The organism is Gordonia otitidis NBRC 100426 (assembly GCF_000248075.1).
In the GTDB taxonomy this organism is placed as follows: Bacteria; Actinomycetota; Actinomycetes; order Mycobacteriales; family Mycobacteriaceae; genus Gordonia; species Gordonia otitidis.
In genome coordinates this window covers 1-16,223 of sequence record NZ_BAFB01000107.1, presented here as the reverse complement: position 1 = coordinate 16,223, position 16,223 = coordinate 1, and the positions used below count along the sequence as shown (strand labels likewise).

Annotated in this window: 13 protein-coding genes and 1 pseudogene; 8 read left to right on the top strand and 6 right to left on the bottom strand. The window is 65.0% G+C overall.

What is annotated here, in order from left to right; all coding sequences use genetic code 11:
* The first annotated feature begins 37 nt into the window (after positions 1–37).
* On the top strand, positions 38–1,264 hold the full coding sequence (locus GOOTI_RS10925) for a saccharopine dehydrogenase family protein (RefSeq protein WP_233425479.1): 1,227 nt from the start codon (positions 38–40) through the stop codon (positions 1,262–1,264).
* 13 nt (positions 1,265–1,277) lie between these two features.
* Here GOOTI_RS10925 and GOOTI_RS10920 read toward each other — a convergent pair whose 3' ends face one another.
* The 4 genes from GOOTI_RS10920 to GOOTI_RS26145 all read right to left on the bottom strand — a co-directional run bounded on the left by GOOTI_RS10920 (position 1,278) and on the right by GOOTI_RS26145 (position 8,980).
* On the bottom strand, positions 1,278–6,818 hold the full coding sequence (locus tag GOOTI_RS10920; protein ID WP_007238644.1) for a cadherin-like domain-containing protein: 5,541 nt from the start codon (positions 6,816–6,818) through the stop codon (positions 1,278–1,280).
* A 165-nt stretch (positions 6,819–6,983) separates the two neighbouring features.
* Positions 6,984–7,973 (bottom strand): GGDEF domain-containing protein, encoded by a 990-nt coding sequence (locus tag GOOTI_RS10915; protein ID WP_007238643.1) that lies wholly within the window; start codon positions 7,971–7,973, stop codon positions 6,984–6,986.
* Between the two features lie 167 nt (positions 7,974–8,140).
* Positions 8,141–8,797 (bottom strand): PaaI family thioesterase, encoded by a 657-nt coding sequence (locus tag GOOTI_RS10910; RefSeq protein WP_007238642.1) that lies wholly within the window; start codon positions 8,795–8,797, stop codon positions 8,141–8,143.
* 21 nt (positions 8,798–8,818) lie between these two features.
* Positions 8,819–8,980 carry a hypothetical protein gene (locus GOOTI_RS26145; RefSeq protein WP_007238641.1) on the bottom strand — a complete coding sequence of 54 codons (162 nt, stop codon included), beginning with the start codon at positions 8,978–8,980 and terminating at the stop codon, positions 8,819–8,821.
* 62 nt (positions 8,981–9,042) lie between these two features.
* Between GOOTI_RS26145 and GOOTI_RS10905 the strand changes: the two genes are divergently transcribed.
* Positions 9,043–10,014: a 1,4-dihydroxy-2-naphthoyl-CoA synthase gene (locus GOOTI_RS10905; protein ID WP_039993944.1), complete on the top strand. Its 972-nt coding sequence runs from the start codon at positions 9,043–9,045 to the stop codon at positions 10,012–10,014.
* A 20-nt stretch (positions 10,015–10,034) separates the two neighbouring features.
* Here GOOTI_RS10905 and GOOTI_RS10900 read toward each other — a convergent pair whose 3' ends face one another.
* Positions 10,035–11,255, bottom strand: a complete 1,221-nt coding sequence (locus tag GOOTI_RS10900; protein ID WP_007238639.1) for an EAL domain-containing protein — start codon at positions 11,253–11,255, stop codon at positions 10,035–10,037.
* Between the two features lie 251 nt (positions 11,256–11,506).
* Between GOOTI_RS10900 and GOOTI_RS10895 the strand changes: the two genes are divergently transcribed.
* Positions 11,507–12,169, top strand: a complete 663-nt coding sequence (locus GOOTI_RS10895) for a YdcF family protein (RefSeq protein WP_007238638.1) — start codon at positions 11,507–11,509, stop codon at positions 12,167–12,169.
* A 69-nt stretch (positions 12,170–12,238) separates the two neighbouring features.
* Here the strand turns inward: GOOTI_RS10895 and GOOTI_RS10890 are convergent, their stop codons facing one another.
* Positions 12,239–13,309, bottom strand: a complete 1,071-nt coding sequence (locus GOOTI_RS10890) for an LLM class F420-dependent oxidoreductase (protein ID WP_039993939.1) — start codon at positions 13,307–13,309, stop codon at positions 12,239–12,241.
* A 316-nt stretch (positions 13,310–13,625) separates the two neighbouring features.
* Between GOOTI_RS10890 and GOOTI_RS10885 the strand changes: the two genes are divergently transcribed.
* The 5 genes and pseudogenes from GOOTI_RS10885 to GOOTI_RS26500 all read left to right on the top strand — a co-directional run.
* Complete coding sequence (locus tag GOOTI_RS10885; protein WP_039993937.1) at positions 13,626–14,858, top strand: inorganic phosphate transporter; 1,233 nt, start codon at positions 13,626–13,628, stop codon at positions 14,856–14,858.
* Positions 14,859–14,899: 41 nt separating this feature from the next.
* Positions 14,900–15,184 (top strand): hypothetical protein, encoded by a 285-nt coding sequence (locus GOOTI_RS10880; RefSeq protein ID WP_007238635.1) that lies wholly within the window; start codon positions 14,900–14,902, stop codon positions 15,182–15,184.
* A gap of 43 nt (positions 15,185–15,227) precedes the next feature.
* Positions 15,228–15,557 (top strand): DUF3349 domain-containing protein, encoded by a 330-nt coding sequence (locus GOOTI_RS10875; RefSeq protein WP_007238634.1) that lies wholly within the window; start codon positions 15,228–15,230, stop codon positions 15,555–15,557.
* A gap of 96 nt (positions 15,558–15,653) precedes the next feature.
* Positions 15,654–16,022: a DUF3349 domain-containing protein gene (locus GOOTI_RS10870; RefSeq protein WP_007238633.1), complete on the top strand. Its 369-nt coding sequence runs from the start codon at positions 15,654–15,656 to the stop codon at positions 16,020–16,022.
* Between the two features lie 10 nt (positions 16,023–16,032).
* Positions 16,033–16,223, top strand: a pseudogene (locus GOOTI_RS26500) (hypothetical protein); the annotation flags it as partial.

Below are 16,223 nucleotides of genomic sequence, written 5' to 3'. Positions count from 1 at the left end.
CGCGACACCCGACGACTCGCCTCGCGAGTTCGACGTCGTGGTCTTCGGCGCAACGGGATTCGTCGGCGAACTCACCGCCCGCTACCTGGCCGACCATGCCCCGGCGGGGACGCGGATCGCGTTGGCCGGACGGTCGGAGACCAAACTCGCCGACACCCGACGCCGACTTCCCGCCGCGGCCCGCGACTGGCCACTCGTCGTCGCCGACACGTCGTCACCCGCATCGCTCGACGCCATGGTGGCCCGCACCCGCGTCGTGTGCACCACCGTCGGGCCGTACCTGCGCTACGGCGAAGCTCTCGTGGTCGCGGCAGCCACCGCAGGCACCGACTACGTCGACCTCACCGGCGAGGTCCCCTTCGTCCACTACTCGATCCAGAAGGCGCACGAGGTCGCCGAGGCTACGGGAGCCCGCATCGTGCACTCGTGCGGCTTCGATTCCGTCCCGTCCGACCTCGCCACATACGAGCTCTACCGCGGCGTCACCGACGCCGATGCAGGCGAGATGACCGACACCACCATGGTCGTCACAGCGATGCGAGGTGGCGTGTCCGGCGGAACCATCGATTCCATGCGTGTGATCGCCGAACAGGCCAAGGATTCCAGCGTCCGACGCCTGCTGCTCAATCCGCAGGCGCTGTCCGGTTCGCCGACCGAGACTCCGCGAGCCGCTCTGTCGTCCGAACCCAGCGACATCGGGATCATCAACGCGCGCAAGGTCGATCCGTCACTGCGCGGAACCCTCGCCCCGTTCTTCATGGCATCGCACAACACACGAATCGTTCGACGCTCCAACGCGCTGCTCGACGGCGCTTACGGCTCCGACTTCCACTACGCAGAGACGATGGCCGTCGGCGGCGTTCCGGGTTTGTCGACGGTGCTCGCCGGCGGTGTCAGTGTCGGATCGGGCTTGTTCCTCGGCGCGATGTCGTTCGCTCCCACACGCGCGGTCCTCGACCGCGTGCTCCCCAAGCCGGGTTCCGGACCGAGCGAGAAGTCCAGGGAGAAAGGCTATTTCGTCGTCCACACCTACACGCGCACGTCGACCGGACGCCGATTCCGGTCGACGTTCTCGATGAAGGGCGATCCCGGCTACAAGGCAACCGCCGTCATGCTCGGCGAGAGCGCACTGACACTCGCGGTCAACCGCAGCCAATTACCTACGCGCGCAGGTGTTCTCACCCCTGCTGTCGCCATGGGCGACGCCCTGATCGACCGCCTGCGCACCGCCGGGGCGACCATCGAGGTCACCGAGTTGCACTAGGAACGCCGGGGCATCACGCGCGCCGACCACCCAATGCACCGACCAACCAGTGCCAGAAGTAATTCCACGCGCTCGACGTAGCGCCGTGCACCGTCGCGTAGAACGCGGCAACACCACTCCAGAACTTGGCCCAACCGGTCTGCGCTGGCGCCGCGGGCTTCTTGACCGCGACGGTCACAGCCTTCTGGCTGATACCACCATGCCCGTCAGAGGCCGTGATCGTGAACGAGTCGGAGTAGTCGCCTGCGGCACGCTTGGCCGCGTTCGGGGTGTAGGTGAACGTGCCGTCCGCATTCGACGTCACAGTGCCACCGGTCGGCTGAGTTGTCACCGCCGTGGTCACGGTATCGCCATCCGCGTCAGCGACGGTGGGCGTCACGGTCACCGCTCCGGTCGACGCATCAGCGGCCCCCTGCGCGATCGCGATGGTCGGCGTCGCATTGCGCTTCGCGACCGCGATCTGCGCCTGGGTTGCCGTCTCCAACGCGCCGTCACTGGCTGTCACCGTCAGCGTCTCGACGAAGTCCTGTTCGTGGGCATACCCGGAATCCGGTGTGTAGGTGTAGGTTCCATCGCCGTTGTCGGTCACAGCCCCGTGCTGAGCGCCGATGATCTTGACCGTCACCGGGTCGCCGTCGGCATCGGTGTACGCCGGGGTCAACACGACGACGCCCGCCGCGTCGGCGGAACCCACCGTCACGGTTCCCGTTGGCGCGGTGTTCTTCGGAGTGATCACCACCGCGACCGGAACGTTCACCGATCCGCCGTGACCGTCGGACACCGTGACCTCGAAGGCATCCGACGTCGGACCGCCGAGGCCCGCAGCATGCTCGGCACCCGCGTTCGGGGTGTAGACATATGACCCGTCAGCGCCGACCGTCACGGTGCCGTGCAGTGGCTGACCGATCACCGTGTAGCTCAACGCATCGAGGTCGGCGTCAGTTCCGGCGACCGAGCCCGTGTAGCCACCGGCCACGGCGTCGGGCACGGTCGGCGGAGTGTTCTTCGGTGTCAGCGTCACCGCCACCGGCACGACCACCGAACCACCGTATCCGTCGGATACCTTCACCTCGAAGGCATCCGACGACGCACCACCGGCCGCGGCAGCATGCTCAACACCCGCGTTCGGCGTGTAGCTGAACTGTCCCGTCGCGGGATCGAGGGTCACCGATCCGTGCGACGGACCGGACACGACGGTGTAGATCAGCGAATCGTTGTCCGTATCGGCTCCGACGACGGTGCCTGCGTATTCGGCGTCACCGTCGCGCGTCACACTGCCGGTCGGCACGGCGTTGGGCCCGACGAGCGTCACCGCTACGGGCACCACGGCGCTTCCTCCGTGACCGTCGTCCACCGTGACGTCGAAACTGTCGTGCAGTGTGCTCCCGTGAGCCACCGGCGTCGTCGGCGTGTACGTGTACGAGCCGTCTGAATCAACCACCACCGAACCCGAAACCGGTTGCCCCGACACCGTATACGCCAGCGGGTCGTGGTCTGCGTCCTGCGCAGCGATCGCACCGGTCGCGCCGCTACCGGTCGCGGACGCGGTGGGCGCCAGGTTCTTCGGCGCGAGGGTGACCGGTACCGTCACCGTTGCGGTGCCGCCGTGTCCGTCGGATACCAGCACCGTGAACGAATCCGTTGTCGGCCCGTCGCCCGCCGCGGCGTGCTCCGCCCCGGCGTTCGGCATGTACGTGTAGGCCCCGGTCGACGAGTCGACGGTGACGATGCCGTTCGTTGCACCTGTCCCAATCGCATACGTCAGCGGGTCGTTGTCCTGATCCGACCCGAGAACCGTTCCGCTATACGAGTTCTGACCGGGCGACAACTGCGCCGTCGGTGCGGCGTTGTCTCCGGTCGCCGTCACCGAGACAGGCACCGTCAGGCTGCCGCCGTGTCCGTCGAAGACATAGACGCTGAACGAGTCCGACAACGTGTCACCGTGTGCCAGCGGGGTCGTCGGGGTGTAGACGTAGGTGCCGTCGGCGTTCACGACGACCGAACCCTTGGTCGGCCCAGAAGCAACGTAGTACGACAGGTGGTCGCCATCAGGGTCGGTGACACCGACCGAACCGGCGGTTCCGCCGTCGACCGTCGAGCCGGGACCGACGGGCACCTGGTTCTTCGGCGTGATCTGCACGCCGATGTTCTGCTGCGACGATGCCCCGTACTGATCGGTGATGGTCACGAGGAACGAGTCGTAGCTCGTCTGACCACTCGCTGCCTGATGCTCGACGCCGGCATTGGGCGTGTACACATAAGCTCCCGTTGCCGGATCGAACACCACCGTGCCGTAGAGCGGCTGGCCGGTGAGCTGCATCGTCGTCGTGTCTCCGTCGGGATCAAGCGTTTTCACCGTCCCGGAGTACCCGGTGGTGTTCGACGATGCGTAGGGGGCATTGTTGGTGATCAACGCTGTGCCGTCCTGCGCATACGCCGACCCGTAACCCGCGGAGACGAGTCCGTACACCACAGGCTTCCCCTGCGCGTTGCGCGCCCCCTGGACGAGGTACGTGCTCTGACCGAACGACGAATCGGCCACGCTGTAGGTCTTGCTGGTGCCCGCCGCCAGTACGTCGAAATTCTCGGCTCGCGAATTCACCACGGCGACATCGTGAGTGCCGGAGTTGGTGATGGTCACCGTCCCCGCGGAAGTGTCGTAGCTATAGGTGACGCCCGCATCCGCGAGTGTGTGCATCTCGGCGAATCGGGGGTACTGGCCAGAACCCTGGTAGGTCTGGTCGGGATCACCCGGCGTCCAATACGAGTTCGACGGGTCCGCGGATCGCCAGAACTCGGACGTTATTGGAGCGATGGCGTCGCCAGGGATCGTGTCGTACACAGAGTAGGTCGCAGGCGATGTCGGTGTACCCGGGTACATCATCACGACTCCGTAGAGCACGGGTTTGCCGGCATCGACGCCGCTGGTGACCCGCGGGGCTTGCACGGTCAGATACACAGGGGCACTGCTGTATTCAGCGCGCGACTGGTTGAAGGTGAACCTGTCTCCCGGCGATACGACCACCAGGGACTGCTGGTCGTCGTTGCTGCCCACGTAGGGATTCGTCACCACAATGGCGATGTCGTGGTCGCTGCCGTTGTGGAATGTGATGCCGTCACTGCCGGTCGAGTAATACACCCCGTCAGCGGCCGCATCACCGCCCACTGCTGTCGCGGGCACAACCGACTGGGTGGTCGTGTCGCTGTCACCAGGATCCCAGAATCTGTTGTCGGGGTCGGCGTCGAGCCACTTGTGTGTCGAAATCGTCGGGATGCCGTCATTCGGGAAGAGGTCGTAGGTGATGGTCTGCAGACCGGCGCCCGTGCCGGGGTTTTGCGCAATCACCACGCCGTACAGGGCGGGTTTACCCGTGTCCGGCCCCGTCGAGACCCGCTGGCCCTCGACCACGACGTACGACGTTACGCCGGAGGCAACCGTGACGGTGTGAGTGGTGCCCGCCGCGATCTCGGTGAAGTGGGTCGCACGGGCCCCGGATGGGGACACACTCGTGACCACCACCGCGATGTTCTTCGTTCCGTCGTTGTAGACGGTGACGTCGTGCCCGTCGACGGAGTAGTACACGCCATCGGTCACGGGATTGGCGCCGACGGCGTTGGTGGGCACGAGGCCGGTGGACGGATCGGAGTCGGTCGGGTTCCAGTAGAGGTTTCCCGGGTCGGTGTTGAGTTCCTCGACCGACGGGATGGCGGGCACTGTTCCGATCGGTACTGACGAGGCCATCCCGTCTTTCAGCAACACAAACCCGAGTAGGCCGACCTTCCCGTCGGAATCACGCGGGGTTTCGACGTAGTAGCCGGCGTAAGGCGCCGTGGGGGCGGTCGCGGACTCGTGCGGAGCTATCACATAGATTCCGTTGCCCAGGGGCGCATTGCTGTACACATTGGCTCCCATCAGAGCCACGGTCTCCTCGGAGTCGTTGTGAAATGTGATCGTCGAGCCGTCATTTGCCAGTTCGTAGCTCAATCCTGTCGGGTTGCCCGGCGTGAACTGCAACGACGCCGGATCGTCGCCGGCATCGAGGTACTTGTTGTCCGGGTCGATCGCAGCCCACAGTTGTGACGACGAGTTTCGCACGGGAGCCACCTGCGTCCCCGTCACGTTCGAGACGCTGGGGGTTCCCGAATTGTTGGTCACCTGCACGAGTCCCAGCACCACCGGGGTTCCACCGCCTGTTGGCTGGCCGTTGGCATCGACGCGTTGTCCCTGGATCGCCAGGTTCCGCGAGGAGCCGGTCGAGTAGCTCGCGCTGGACCCGGGGTCGATGATCTTCGTCGAAGTCACCGAGGCGTTGCTGGAGTCGATGACCGCCACCGGAGCCGACCCCCCGTTGCTGATCGTCACGCTGGCGCCGTCATCGGACACGGTGTAGGTCAGGCCTGCGTCGTCGGGATTTCCGTACACGACTGTGCCGTTCGGCATCCCGTTGTAGTCGACGCCACTGAAGTCGCTGTCGTCGGGATCGAGGAAGAGGTTGCCGGCGTCGAACACTGTCGACAACAGCATCACCGAACGCGCCGCGAACGTCTGCGCCGTTGGCTCGGTCAGCTCGACGTCGTCGGCCTCGGCATCCCAGCTGTGTTTGCCCAGTGAGAGATCCGCGACGGTGCGCTCAGGGATGAACACCGACTCGCCGGGCTGCATCATGGCGAGGTAATTGTCGGCGGAGTCGGACTCCGAATCGCGTGAGCGTCTGTTGAGCACTGCGGCGGCCACAGCGCCCTGGTTGACCAGGATCAGCCCCTGGGTGCCATGATCGCCGACGATCTGCCCGATGATGCCTTCCTTGACGGTCTCGAACACATCAGTCAGGGCATCGGTGACCGAGCCGACGGCCGTGATGACCGCACCGCTCACGGATGCCTCGCCGGAGATCGGTTGGGCAGACATCGTTGTCGTCCGATCAGGACCGACTCCACTCTGAGCCGAACCGCTACCTGGAGTGTCCGTGTGCGTTCCGGTGACGGGCCGCTCGCCGGCGGCCGTTGGCTTGCTTACGTGCGGTGGGAGCACGCTCGGCGACGGCGGCTTGTTCACGGCGACCGGACTCTGGGCGCTGGATTCGGGGTTCGTCGGGGCCGCGGCACCCGATGCAGGTGCCGGCCCGGCAGGAGCCTGCGTGGTCTCGGGTGTCTGTCCGTCGGCACCCCCGGTGTCCGACGTCGCGGCGGGTTCGGCGGCCACGGGTGCCGAATCAGGGGATTCGGACTGACTCGGCGCGGCCACACCGGACGTGGGCTGCGTGTCGACGCCGCCCGTGCCCGCCTCCGCCACGGCCGACGTCCCGACGGCTGTCGCGGCGTCTCCGGCTGTGCCGCCCGACCTGCTCACATCGGCGCTCGGTGGAGGAGAGGTCTGTTCCGTGTCCGTGACACTGGTCGGCTTGCTTTCGGCGGCGGAACCGGTTGCGCCGCCGGAGGTATCGTCAGCCATCGCCACGGCTACGGGACTGACGGCGAGAAGCGCGGCCGCAATCCCCGAGGACGCCACCACGCGCTTGGTGACACCGAGTTTGCGAATGGCTGACTTCGACATTGAATCCCCTTGCGACACGCACCGAGTGAGTGGCCGAAAAGTACCACCGCAAAATGCCGAGGTGAGTTTCTATGTCGTAGCCCGTTCGGACTATTCAACGACTATTTCGTCCGAGTGGACTACACGAACCCGCTGTATCGGAGTCCATACGGCCACGGCGCCCTCTCACCTCGACAGTCGGACCTGCATCATGGCGCGATCGCTCTCGTCGATCAACGACTCCAGACTTGCCGGCGAATCGGGTTCACGCACAGCCCAACCCACGGTGGTGGGATGTCCCGCCAGCGCGCGTCCCACTCGTTCGCGCACGCCAGGTATCGACGCTCGGTCGTCAACGCTGACCACCACCGCGAATTCGTCTCCACCGACACGCGCTGCGATATCGCCTGCGTCGAGAAGTGGGCGCAGGACATGACCGATGTCGGCGAGCAGCTGATCACCCTCGGCATGGCCCCGCGAATCATTGATCTTCTTGAGACCCTCCACATCGATGAACCCGAAAAGCAGAGTGCGCCCGGTGGAGTCGGCTGACTGCAGCATCAGTGGCGCCCGCTCGGCCAGGCCGCGTCGATTGAGCAGGCCGGTCAACTCGTCCGAAATCGCGATTTCGACGATGGTCTGATTCGCTCGTCGCAGTCTCGCCTCGGTCCTGCGCCATGTCAGCGCGATGATCAGCGCCACCACGTCGGCCTTCACCAGTTGCAGCACAACAGAACCCACGGTCGTCGACTGCGGGTAGGCGATGGCAAATGTCACCGCGATGACGTTCAACGCGAGGATCAGTCCTACTGCGAGTCCCGGATAGGGCACCAGGGCTCCGATGGCCACGATGACGAGCAGTGTCCCGATCGCCGGGTAGGCGATCTGCGTCGCGACGATGTACGCAATCGGATTAGCCGCGACCACAATCGCGAGCGCGGCAACAGCGATTGGCGCCGTGCGTTCGGTGATCAGTTCCGGGCGTCGTCGTAGCAGGACCGCGGTGAAAGCCAAGATCACCGCGGTGGCGAGCGCCACACCTGACGCGACAGACGATCCCGGTGTGGGATCGGCGAGAAGTTGCCCCACTCCGACAACGAAGAACAGCACCGCGCTGATCGCAACGCTGAGTGTCAGACGATCGTCGACCAAACCTTCGGGCTTCCACGTCCTCATCGAGGCGCTCCACTGATCGTGAGCACGCGGCAACACCATCCCTCACCGAAGTCGACGCCCGAGAAACCCCTCGAACAGGATAACCGCGGCGAGTACATCCCGTGTGGCCGTTGGTTGGGTGCGCGCGGGGTCGATACTCGACGCGACGTGCACAGACGTCCGGTGAACTAGGGCTGGCCGGGCTTCAATTCGATGAACAGGGAGTCGAGCTCTGCGCACAGCCGGTCACCGTTGTGCAGGGTGCCCTTGACGAACGCTTTGCGCCCATCACGCTTGTCGACCCAGGTCCTACAGGTCAGCGGCGTCGACAGCGGCGTCAGCGAACGATATTGAACCGTGAGATACGCGGTACGCGTGACACCGTTGACCGCCAGCGCCGACGCCATGCCACCCAGGTCGTCGAAGGCGACTCCGACTTGACCGCCATGCGCGGCATTGTTGCCGCCGAGGTGGAAGGGCCGGAAGGTGACCTCTGCGACCACACCGTCGGCACTCGCTGTGGTGATCACGTACGGCGGCAAGGTGATGTTGCCGCGAGCAGGCAGGTCGATGCGGGTACCCGCAGGCGTGTGCCACTCGTCGACCTGGACCTCGGCGAGGCGATCGTTGAGCGAGGTGAGTTGCGCGATGAGCTCGTCGGTCTCGTCGGGTTCGGGGCACGCATAGCGGGCGAGGTCCATCATCCGTCGGATCTGCTCGTTGAGCTCGCCGTATCGTGGGCCACCGCGGTCGGTGGTGACTTCGATCCTCGCTCGGAAACCACCCTCGTGCGGCGAGTCGTCTTCGGAGCGGATGTCCCAACCGTCGCGCGTGTCAGATGTCATCTGACCACCGTATCTGGCCGCTCAGCCGTCCCGCTTGTCGGTTTCCGAACCGCTGACGACGTGCGGTTCGCGCGGAGCTTCTCGCCGGTCACGTTGCCGGATCACGGCGCCGACCACGAGGGCGACGACCACCGAGATCGTCACCCAGGCCACGATCACGATTGCGATCAGCTCGAATGACATATCTCCAGAGTGCCATGCACTGCTGGTCAGAGGCCAACTATCGGGCACTAATGTCGGTGATCATGACCTCCGGTGACTCACACAGCACGCCAACTCAGCCCTTCGACGCCAGCCAGTGGACCACTGTCCGAGGCTTCGACGATCTCACCGACATCACCTACCACCGCCACGTCGGCACAACCCGAGCCGACGGCATCGTCCGTATCGCTTTCAACCGGCCCGAGGTCCGCAACGCGTTCCGACCACACACGGTCGACGAGCTGTATCGCACCCTCGACCACGCCCGCCGCACCCCCGACGTCGGCACCATTCTGCTCACGGGAAACGGACCGAGTCCCAAGGACGGCGGTTGGGCGTTCTGCTCGGGCGGCGACCAACGCATCCGCGGACGCTCGGGATACCAGTACGCGACCAGCCATGATTCGGATGTCGCCGCAGCCGACGCCGCAGGTGTCGACGAAGCGCGCGTGAAGGCCGAGGGCGGCCGACTACACATCCTGGAGGTCCAGCGACTGATCCGCACCATGCCCAAGGTCGTGATCGCCGTGGTGAACGGGTGGGCTGCCGGCGGCGGGCACTCTCTGCACGTCGTCTGCGATCTCACCCTCGCCTCCCGCGAACACGCGCGCTTCAAGCAGACCGACGCCGACGTCGGCTCGTTCGACGCAGGCTACGGCAGCGCCTACCTCGCAAAACAGGTCGGTCAGAAATTCGCGCGCGAGATCTTCTTCCTCGGTGAGGCATACGACGCCGAGACCATGCACCGCATGGGCGCGGTCAACCGCGTCGTCGACCACGCCGATCTCGAACACACCGCCATCGAGTGGGGTCGCATGATCAACGGCAAATCTCCGACGGCCCAGCGCATGCTGAAGTTCGCGTTCAACCTCACCGACGACGGACTGATGGGTCAGCAGGTCTTCGCCGGGGAGGCCACCCGACTGGCGTACATGACCGACGAAGCGGTCGAGGGTCGGGACGCGTTCCTGGAGAAGCGCTCTCCGGAGTGGGACGCGTTCCCGTACTACTACTGACCCGCGGGCACCTCAGCGGCTCAGGATTCCGTGACCCCGGAGAACGGCTCGGGGGCACCGAAGTAGATTCCCTGGGCAAACTGGAAGCCAAGCGTTTCCACACCGCTGAAGTCGATCGACTGCTCGACGCCCTCGGCGACCGTAGCGATGTTCATCGTCTCCGCGATTTCACAGATCGCCCGCACCACGGCGAGGTCGGTCGCACTGCGTGCGATCTGCGAGATGAGTGCGCGGTCGACCTTCAACACGTCGACGGGCAGATCACGAACGTAACGCAGTGCTGAGAACCCGGACCCGAGGTCGTCGATGCAGACGATGCAGCCGCTGTCGTGCAGACGCTCGACGGCGTGCTGGGCGTCGGTGTCGAAACCGATCACCTCGTTCTCCTGCACCTCGATCCAGATCTGACCGGGCTGCACGCCGTATGCGTCGATCTCGGCCACCACATGGTCAACGATCGTTGCGTCGAGAAGCTGCTGCCGCGACAGGTTGATACTCACGAACGCTTCCGGTCCACAGAGCGGCTCGATCGACTCGCGTAACGCCCGCACCGCCTGGGTGACCCCGTTACGCCCGATCGGGACGATCGTCGACGTGTGTTCTGCAGCGGCGAGGAAATCTGCGGGCAACAGAACACCGTCTGCGGTGACCCATCGCACCAACGACTCGTATCCGGCGACCACGCGATCGGTCACCCGGACGATTGGTTGGTAGAACTGCTGGAAATCTCCCTCCGACGATGCTTTCAGCTTCACTGCGAGATCGAGATCCTCTTCGAGCCGCGTATACGACCCGGGGCCGGCAACCGCCATGCGCCGCCGGGACTCCAACGCGACGCACAGGGCCGCATCCGCGGATCGGACTAGCCGTTCGTCATCGTTCACACCCGACTGCGAACCCGCCGACACGAGGACACCGGAGATTCCGTAGACGAACTCGACGAACACGGCGACACCGTCGACGACAGACATCGTTGCGCCGAGACCGGAGTCGAGTGTGGCGATGAGTAGGTCGATACCCGAGTTCTTCGGAATTCGAAGCAGCCATTCGAGTGGACCTCGCGCATGTGCTCGCACCCCGTGACCGAGAGCGTCGACGATCTCGGTCATGACCATCTCTGCGGCACGTACCGCCGTGGTACGCCCGTACACGGCGCTCGCCTGCCGCTGCGGGTCGGCGAGTATGGAGACAACGGCGTCGGGTACGTCGCTGCCAGCCCGCTCGCTCGACTCCCTCTCCACGCGAGCAGTTTACGGTCAAGTCCGCGGACGAGTGTGAGTTGGATCCAACTGTTCCGAATTCAACTTCCACCTATCGATTGTTCATGCTATTAAATGACCGCTCCGACAAGCGCTTCCACGTGCAAAACCGCTCCCGCCAAGACCCGAGGCAAGCTGTCGGACCACGCGCTACTCGTCTGCTGTTCGGGCGACGGACATGTACGTCGATTAATCTCGACGGTGTCAGATTCTGCGGCCGGAGGGTTTACCACGTGACGTCGACCGACCACGCGAGACCCGCCGATTCCAACGAGGTCGCAGCTGCGTGGCGCGCTCAGACCGCCCGCAGGCGTCGACAGCGCTCATCCCCTCGCATCGTCATCTCTGTGCTCGTGGTTCTCGTCGTGTTCGTCGCGTCCTACGCGGGCGTCGGCTATCAGCTCTTCTACCGCGATCATTCCGACTCGCTGCGCAAGGTCGATGTCATCGTCGTACTCGGCGGCGAGCACGACGGCCGCGAGGACTACGGTCTGAAGCTGGCTCACGAGGGCTATGCGAAGACAGTGTTGATCTCAGACCCGTACGTCAACGACGGCTACAACCGCGAGGGTCAGGCGCTCATGCACCGTGTGTGCTCGTCGAGTACCGCCGAGGTCGAGGTCATCTGTTTCGACCCCGACCCGTCGACCACGCGCGGCGAGGCGATGTTCACGCAACGGATGGCGAAAGCGCGGCACTGGCACTCGGCGATCGTGATCAGTTGGCGATTCCACCTGGTACGAGCGCGATACATTTTCGGACAGTGCTTCGACGGCGACGTCGTGATGCGCGGTATGGACAAGCCGTACCCGACATCCCCTGCATTCTGGGCGTGGCAGTTCAGCTATCAGTACGTCGGCCTGGCGAAGGCCGCCGTACTCGGCTGCGAAAAATAGGGTCACGGCGACACAACCCCTTACCCCGTCCGAGCAAGGCCCTCGGCCAGCCGCCGTGTACCCCCAGCGTCAGCCGCCGAAGATCTCGGCGAGCTGGCCCATGTCCTGCACCCGCTCCTTGTGGGTCGGCGCGGCGGGAGCCGCCAGGATGCACGTGACGCCCGCGGCGCGGAAGGCCTCGGCCCGCTCGGCGACCAGCGAGCGCGGGCCGATCAGGCTCATGGCCGCCACCAGTTCCGCAGGCACCGCAGCAGCCGCCTCGGCCTTCTTGCCGTCGAGGTAGAGATCCTGGATCTCTTTGGCCGCGTCGGCATAGCCGTAACGGACGGTCAGCTGGTTGTAGAAGTTCTTTCCGCGCGCGCCCATGCCGCCGATGTAGAGGGCGGCCTGGTGTCGCACCATCTGCGAGGCGTTCTCGATCTGCTCGGGGTCCTCGGTCACCCGGGCGGTTGCCTGCACCACGATGCCGAGCTCTGGCAGCGACGGGTCACGCTTCGCCCTGCCTGCCGCGAGGGGTTCGCCGAATGCGACGTCGACGTATTCGGGATGGAACAGGAACGGCTGGAACTCCTCGAACATCTCGGCCGCCAGCTCGGTGTTCTTGGGACCAATCGCCGCGAGCAGCATCGGAATACGTTCACGCACAGGGTGATTGATGATCTTGAGCGGCTTGCCCAGCCCGGTTCCGCCGTCCTCCTTGGTGAACGGCAGCGTGTAGTGCTTGCCGCGGTACTCCGTCTTCTCGCGCCGCCAGATCAACCGGCAGATGTCGGCGTTCTCGCGGGCACGGCCGACCGGGTAGTCGTACTTGACACCGTGGAAGCCCTCGATGACCTGCGGACCCGACGCCCCGATACCCAGCACGAAGCGTCCACCACTGATGAAGTCGAGTCCCGCGGCGGTCATCGCCAGATTCGACGGCGTACGCGAGTACATCGGGAGGATGCCCGACTGCAGTTCCATCTTCTCCGTGCGTGCCGCGATGTAGCCGAGTTGGCTGACCGCGTCGAAGCTGTACGCCTCGGGGACGGTGATCCGGGCGACGCCCGCCGCCTCGAAGTCGACCAGGTTGTCGATGGTCTCGCGGAAGTCTCCCGCGTAGTTGATGGGCATACCGAGCTTGATGGCAGATGCGGTCATGGTTTCGGATTCTTCCACAGCGGTTCGACGCTCCGATAGGCCCGCCCGAGCGTTCGCTCGCTACTTGCCGTCCACCCCTCGAGCCGTCTCACCGATCGAGGGGTGAATGCCGACCAGGCCCCTCCGCCGGTCGAACTCCTCGAGACCACGCTCACATCCGAGGTATCGTTCGCGCCGCAAATGGTGTCCGCCCACGGTCCAGTTGATGAACACTAGATGAACAGCATGTGCAGATAGGCAAACCCGCAGGTCACAAACTTACGGCAGTCGAACGTAATTTAGGCGAAACCTTAAGCGGGGTCGCATGATATTGCGCATGAGCGGAGAGATGCTTGTCCTGGTGCTGCTGGTCATCACAGCACTGGGATTCGACTTCACCAACGGATTCCACGACACCGGAAACGCCATGGCGACGTCCATCGCCACTGGTGCCCTCAAGCCCAAGATCGCAGTGACAATCGCGGCGATCCTCAACCTGGTCGGCGCGTTCCTCTCGGTCGAGGTGGCCGCGACGATCACCAAGAACATCCTTCACCTGCAGAACAAGTCCGGAGACCTCATCTCCGGCATCGATGCCAACGAGGCACTGCTGATCATCTTCGCGGGACTCGTCGGCGGCATTCTCTGGAACCTCTTCACGTGGCTGTTCGGCCTGCCGTCGAGCTCGAGCCACGCGCTCTTCGGTGGCCTCATCGGCTCGGGTATCGCCGCGCTGGGTGCCAGCGGCATCGACTGGCACGGCGTGTTGTCGAAGGTCATCATCCCCGCACTCGCTTCCCCGTTCATCGCATGTGCGGTGGCAGCGGTCGGCACCTGGCTGATCTACCGGATCACCGCGAGCGTCCTCGACTCCCGCAAGGAGAAGGGCTTTCGCTCAGGTCAGATCGTCACCGCCTCGCTCGTCTCCCTCGCCCACGGCACGGGTGACGCGCAGAAGACGATGGGTGTCATCGCCCTCGCCCTGATCTCCACCGGCCACCTCAGCTCGTCGTCGGTCAAGCACGGCCTGCCGATCTGGGTGGTCTTCAGCTGCGCCGCAGCCATCGCGCTGGGCACCTACCTCGGCGGATGGCGCATCATCCGCACCCTGGGCAAGGGTCTCGTCGAGATCAACTCGCCGCAGGGCATGGCCGCTGAAGCCAGCTCGGCCGCGATAATCCTGACCAGCTCCGCAGCCGGCATGGCGCTGTCGACGACGCAGGTCGCCACCGGTTCGATCCTCGGTTCGGGCGTCGGCAAGAAGGGCGCACAGGTCCGCTGGGCGGTCGCAGGCCGCATGGTGATCGCCTGGGTCACCACACTTCCCGCCGCCGGCATCGTCGGCGCGATCTGCTACGGCCTCGGCCATCTGCTCGGCGACGTCGCGGGCGCGATCGTCATCTTCGTTCTCCTCTGCGCGGCGTCGGGCTACATGTACTGGCGCGCACAGCAGAACAAGGTCGATTCGAACAACGTCAACGACGAATGGGACGACGAGACCAACTCGATCATCCCGCCGTCCGCCCAGGACGGCCCGCGTCAGGTTCCCGACCCCACGGCGATGACCTAGTCCGCCGAGACACAGACGACTGAAGGAACAGCTGAAATCTCATGGACATCGTCGAATCGATTCTCAAGGTCTTCGCAATCGGCCTCCTGCTCGGCGCCGGGCTGCCCGCTCTGTTCGCGGTCGGCATGCTGTGTGAGGCGCGCGGTGAGGGCGGCACCAACTCCGATGGCACCACGTCGGCACCCAACCCGGCACTGCGAGTGGTCGGCTACATCCTGTTCGCGCTCGTGGCCGCCGTGATCGTCGTCGGACTGCTGTGGATCTGCCGCCAGACCCTCAACTACTACTTCGACATCAAGCTCTTCCCCGAGTGGGCCTACAAGTAGCTCCTGCGCAACCGCCGCTCGACGCTTCGAACCGAAAGGCATCATGGCCAACGCATCGCTGTTCGAATCCGCGATCAACTGGATTCGCAAGGGGTATCCGGAAGGAATCCCGCCCACGGACTTTCCGCCGCTGCTCGCTCTGCTGACGAAGGTGCTCGACGAGGATCAGATCATGCGGGTGTGCATGGAGCTGGCCGCCGAGCAGGGAATCGGCACCCCTCTCACCGAGGAACAGATCCGCAACGCCGTCGCCAAGGTCTCCGACCAGCCGCCGAGCGATTACGAGGTCAACCAGGTCGCGTCTCGTCTCGCGGCGGTCGGCTGGCCGCTCGCGGCAGAGTCGGAGGAGCGGACACAGAGCAACGTGAACTGACACGACGCTCGACGTGCAGATCAACCCGGTCCGCGCCTGCCACGAGCAGGCGCGGACCGCTTAGAATCGCAGACCAGAGCCATGAGGGTTTTCTGCGTGTGCGAGAGGGGGAACGGCGTGGCCGACCGGCCGCAGTTTTTGAAGAAGATCATCGACTGGTTGCGCGCGGGGTATCCCGACGGCGTACCCACCGACGACTACATCCCCCTCGTCGCCATCCTGCGGAGACAGCTGAGTCCCGAAGAGGTCGACGAGGTCTCGGGCGAGCTCATCCGTGAGTCCGCCCCGCCCCCCGAGCCGATATCGAAAATCGACGCCGGGGTGAAGATCTCGAAAGTCACGCACGAACTCCCCCACGACGCCGACATCGAGCGGGTGCGCACGTACCTCGAGTCGCGGGGCTGGCCGTTCGACGATCATCCACTCGACCCGCCCCACAGCCCCGACACCGGTCCGTCGGAGTAGTTTTCGTGCAGTGACCCGCATCCTGCGACCACTGTCCCTCCCGGCCGATCCGAGCGTTCTCGACCTGCGCGACGAACTCCTTTCGCTGGTTGAGCCCGCCGCGAGCGCAGCGAGCAGCGGTGTCGAAACCAGCGTCACCCCTTCCCCCCCGCTGGTTGAGCCCGCCGCGAGCGCAGCGAGCAGCGGTGTCGAAGCCAGCGT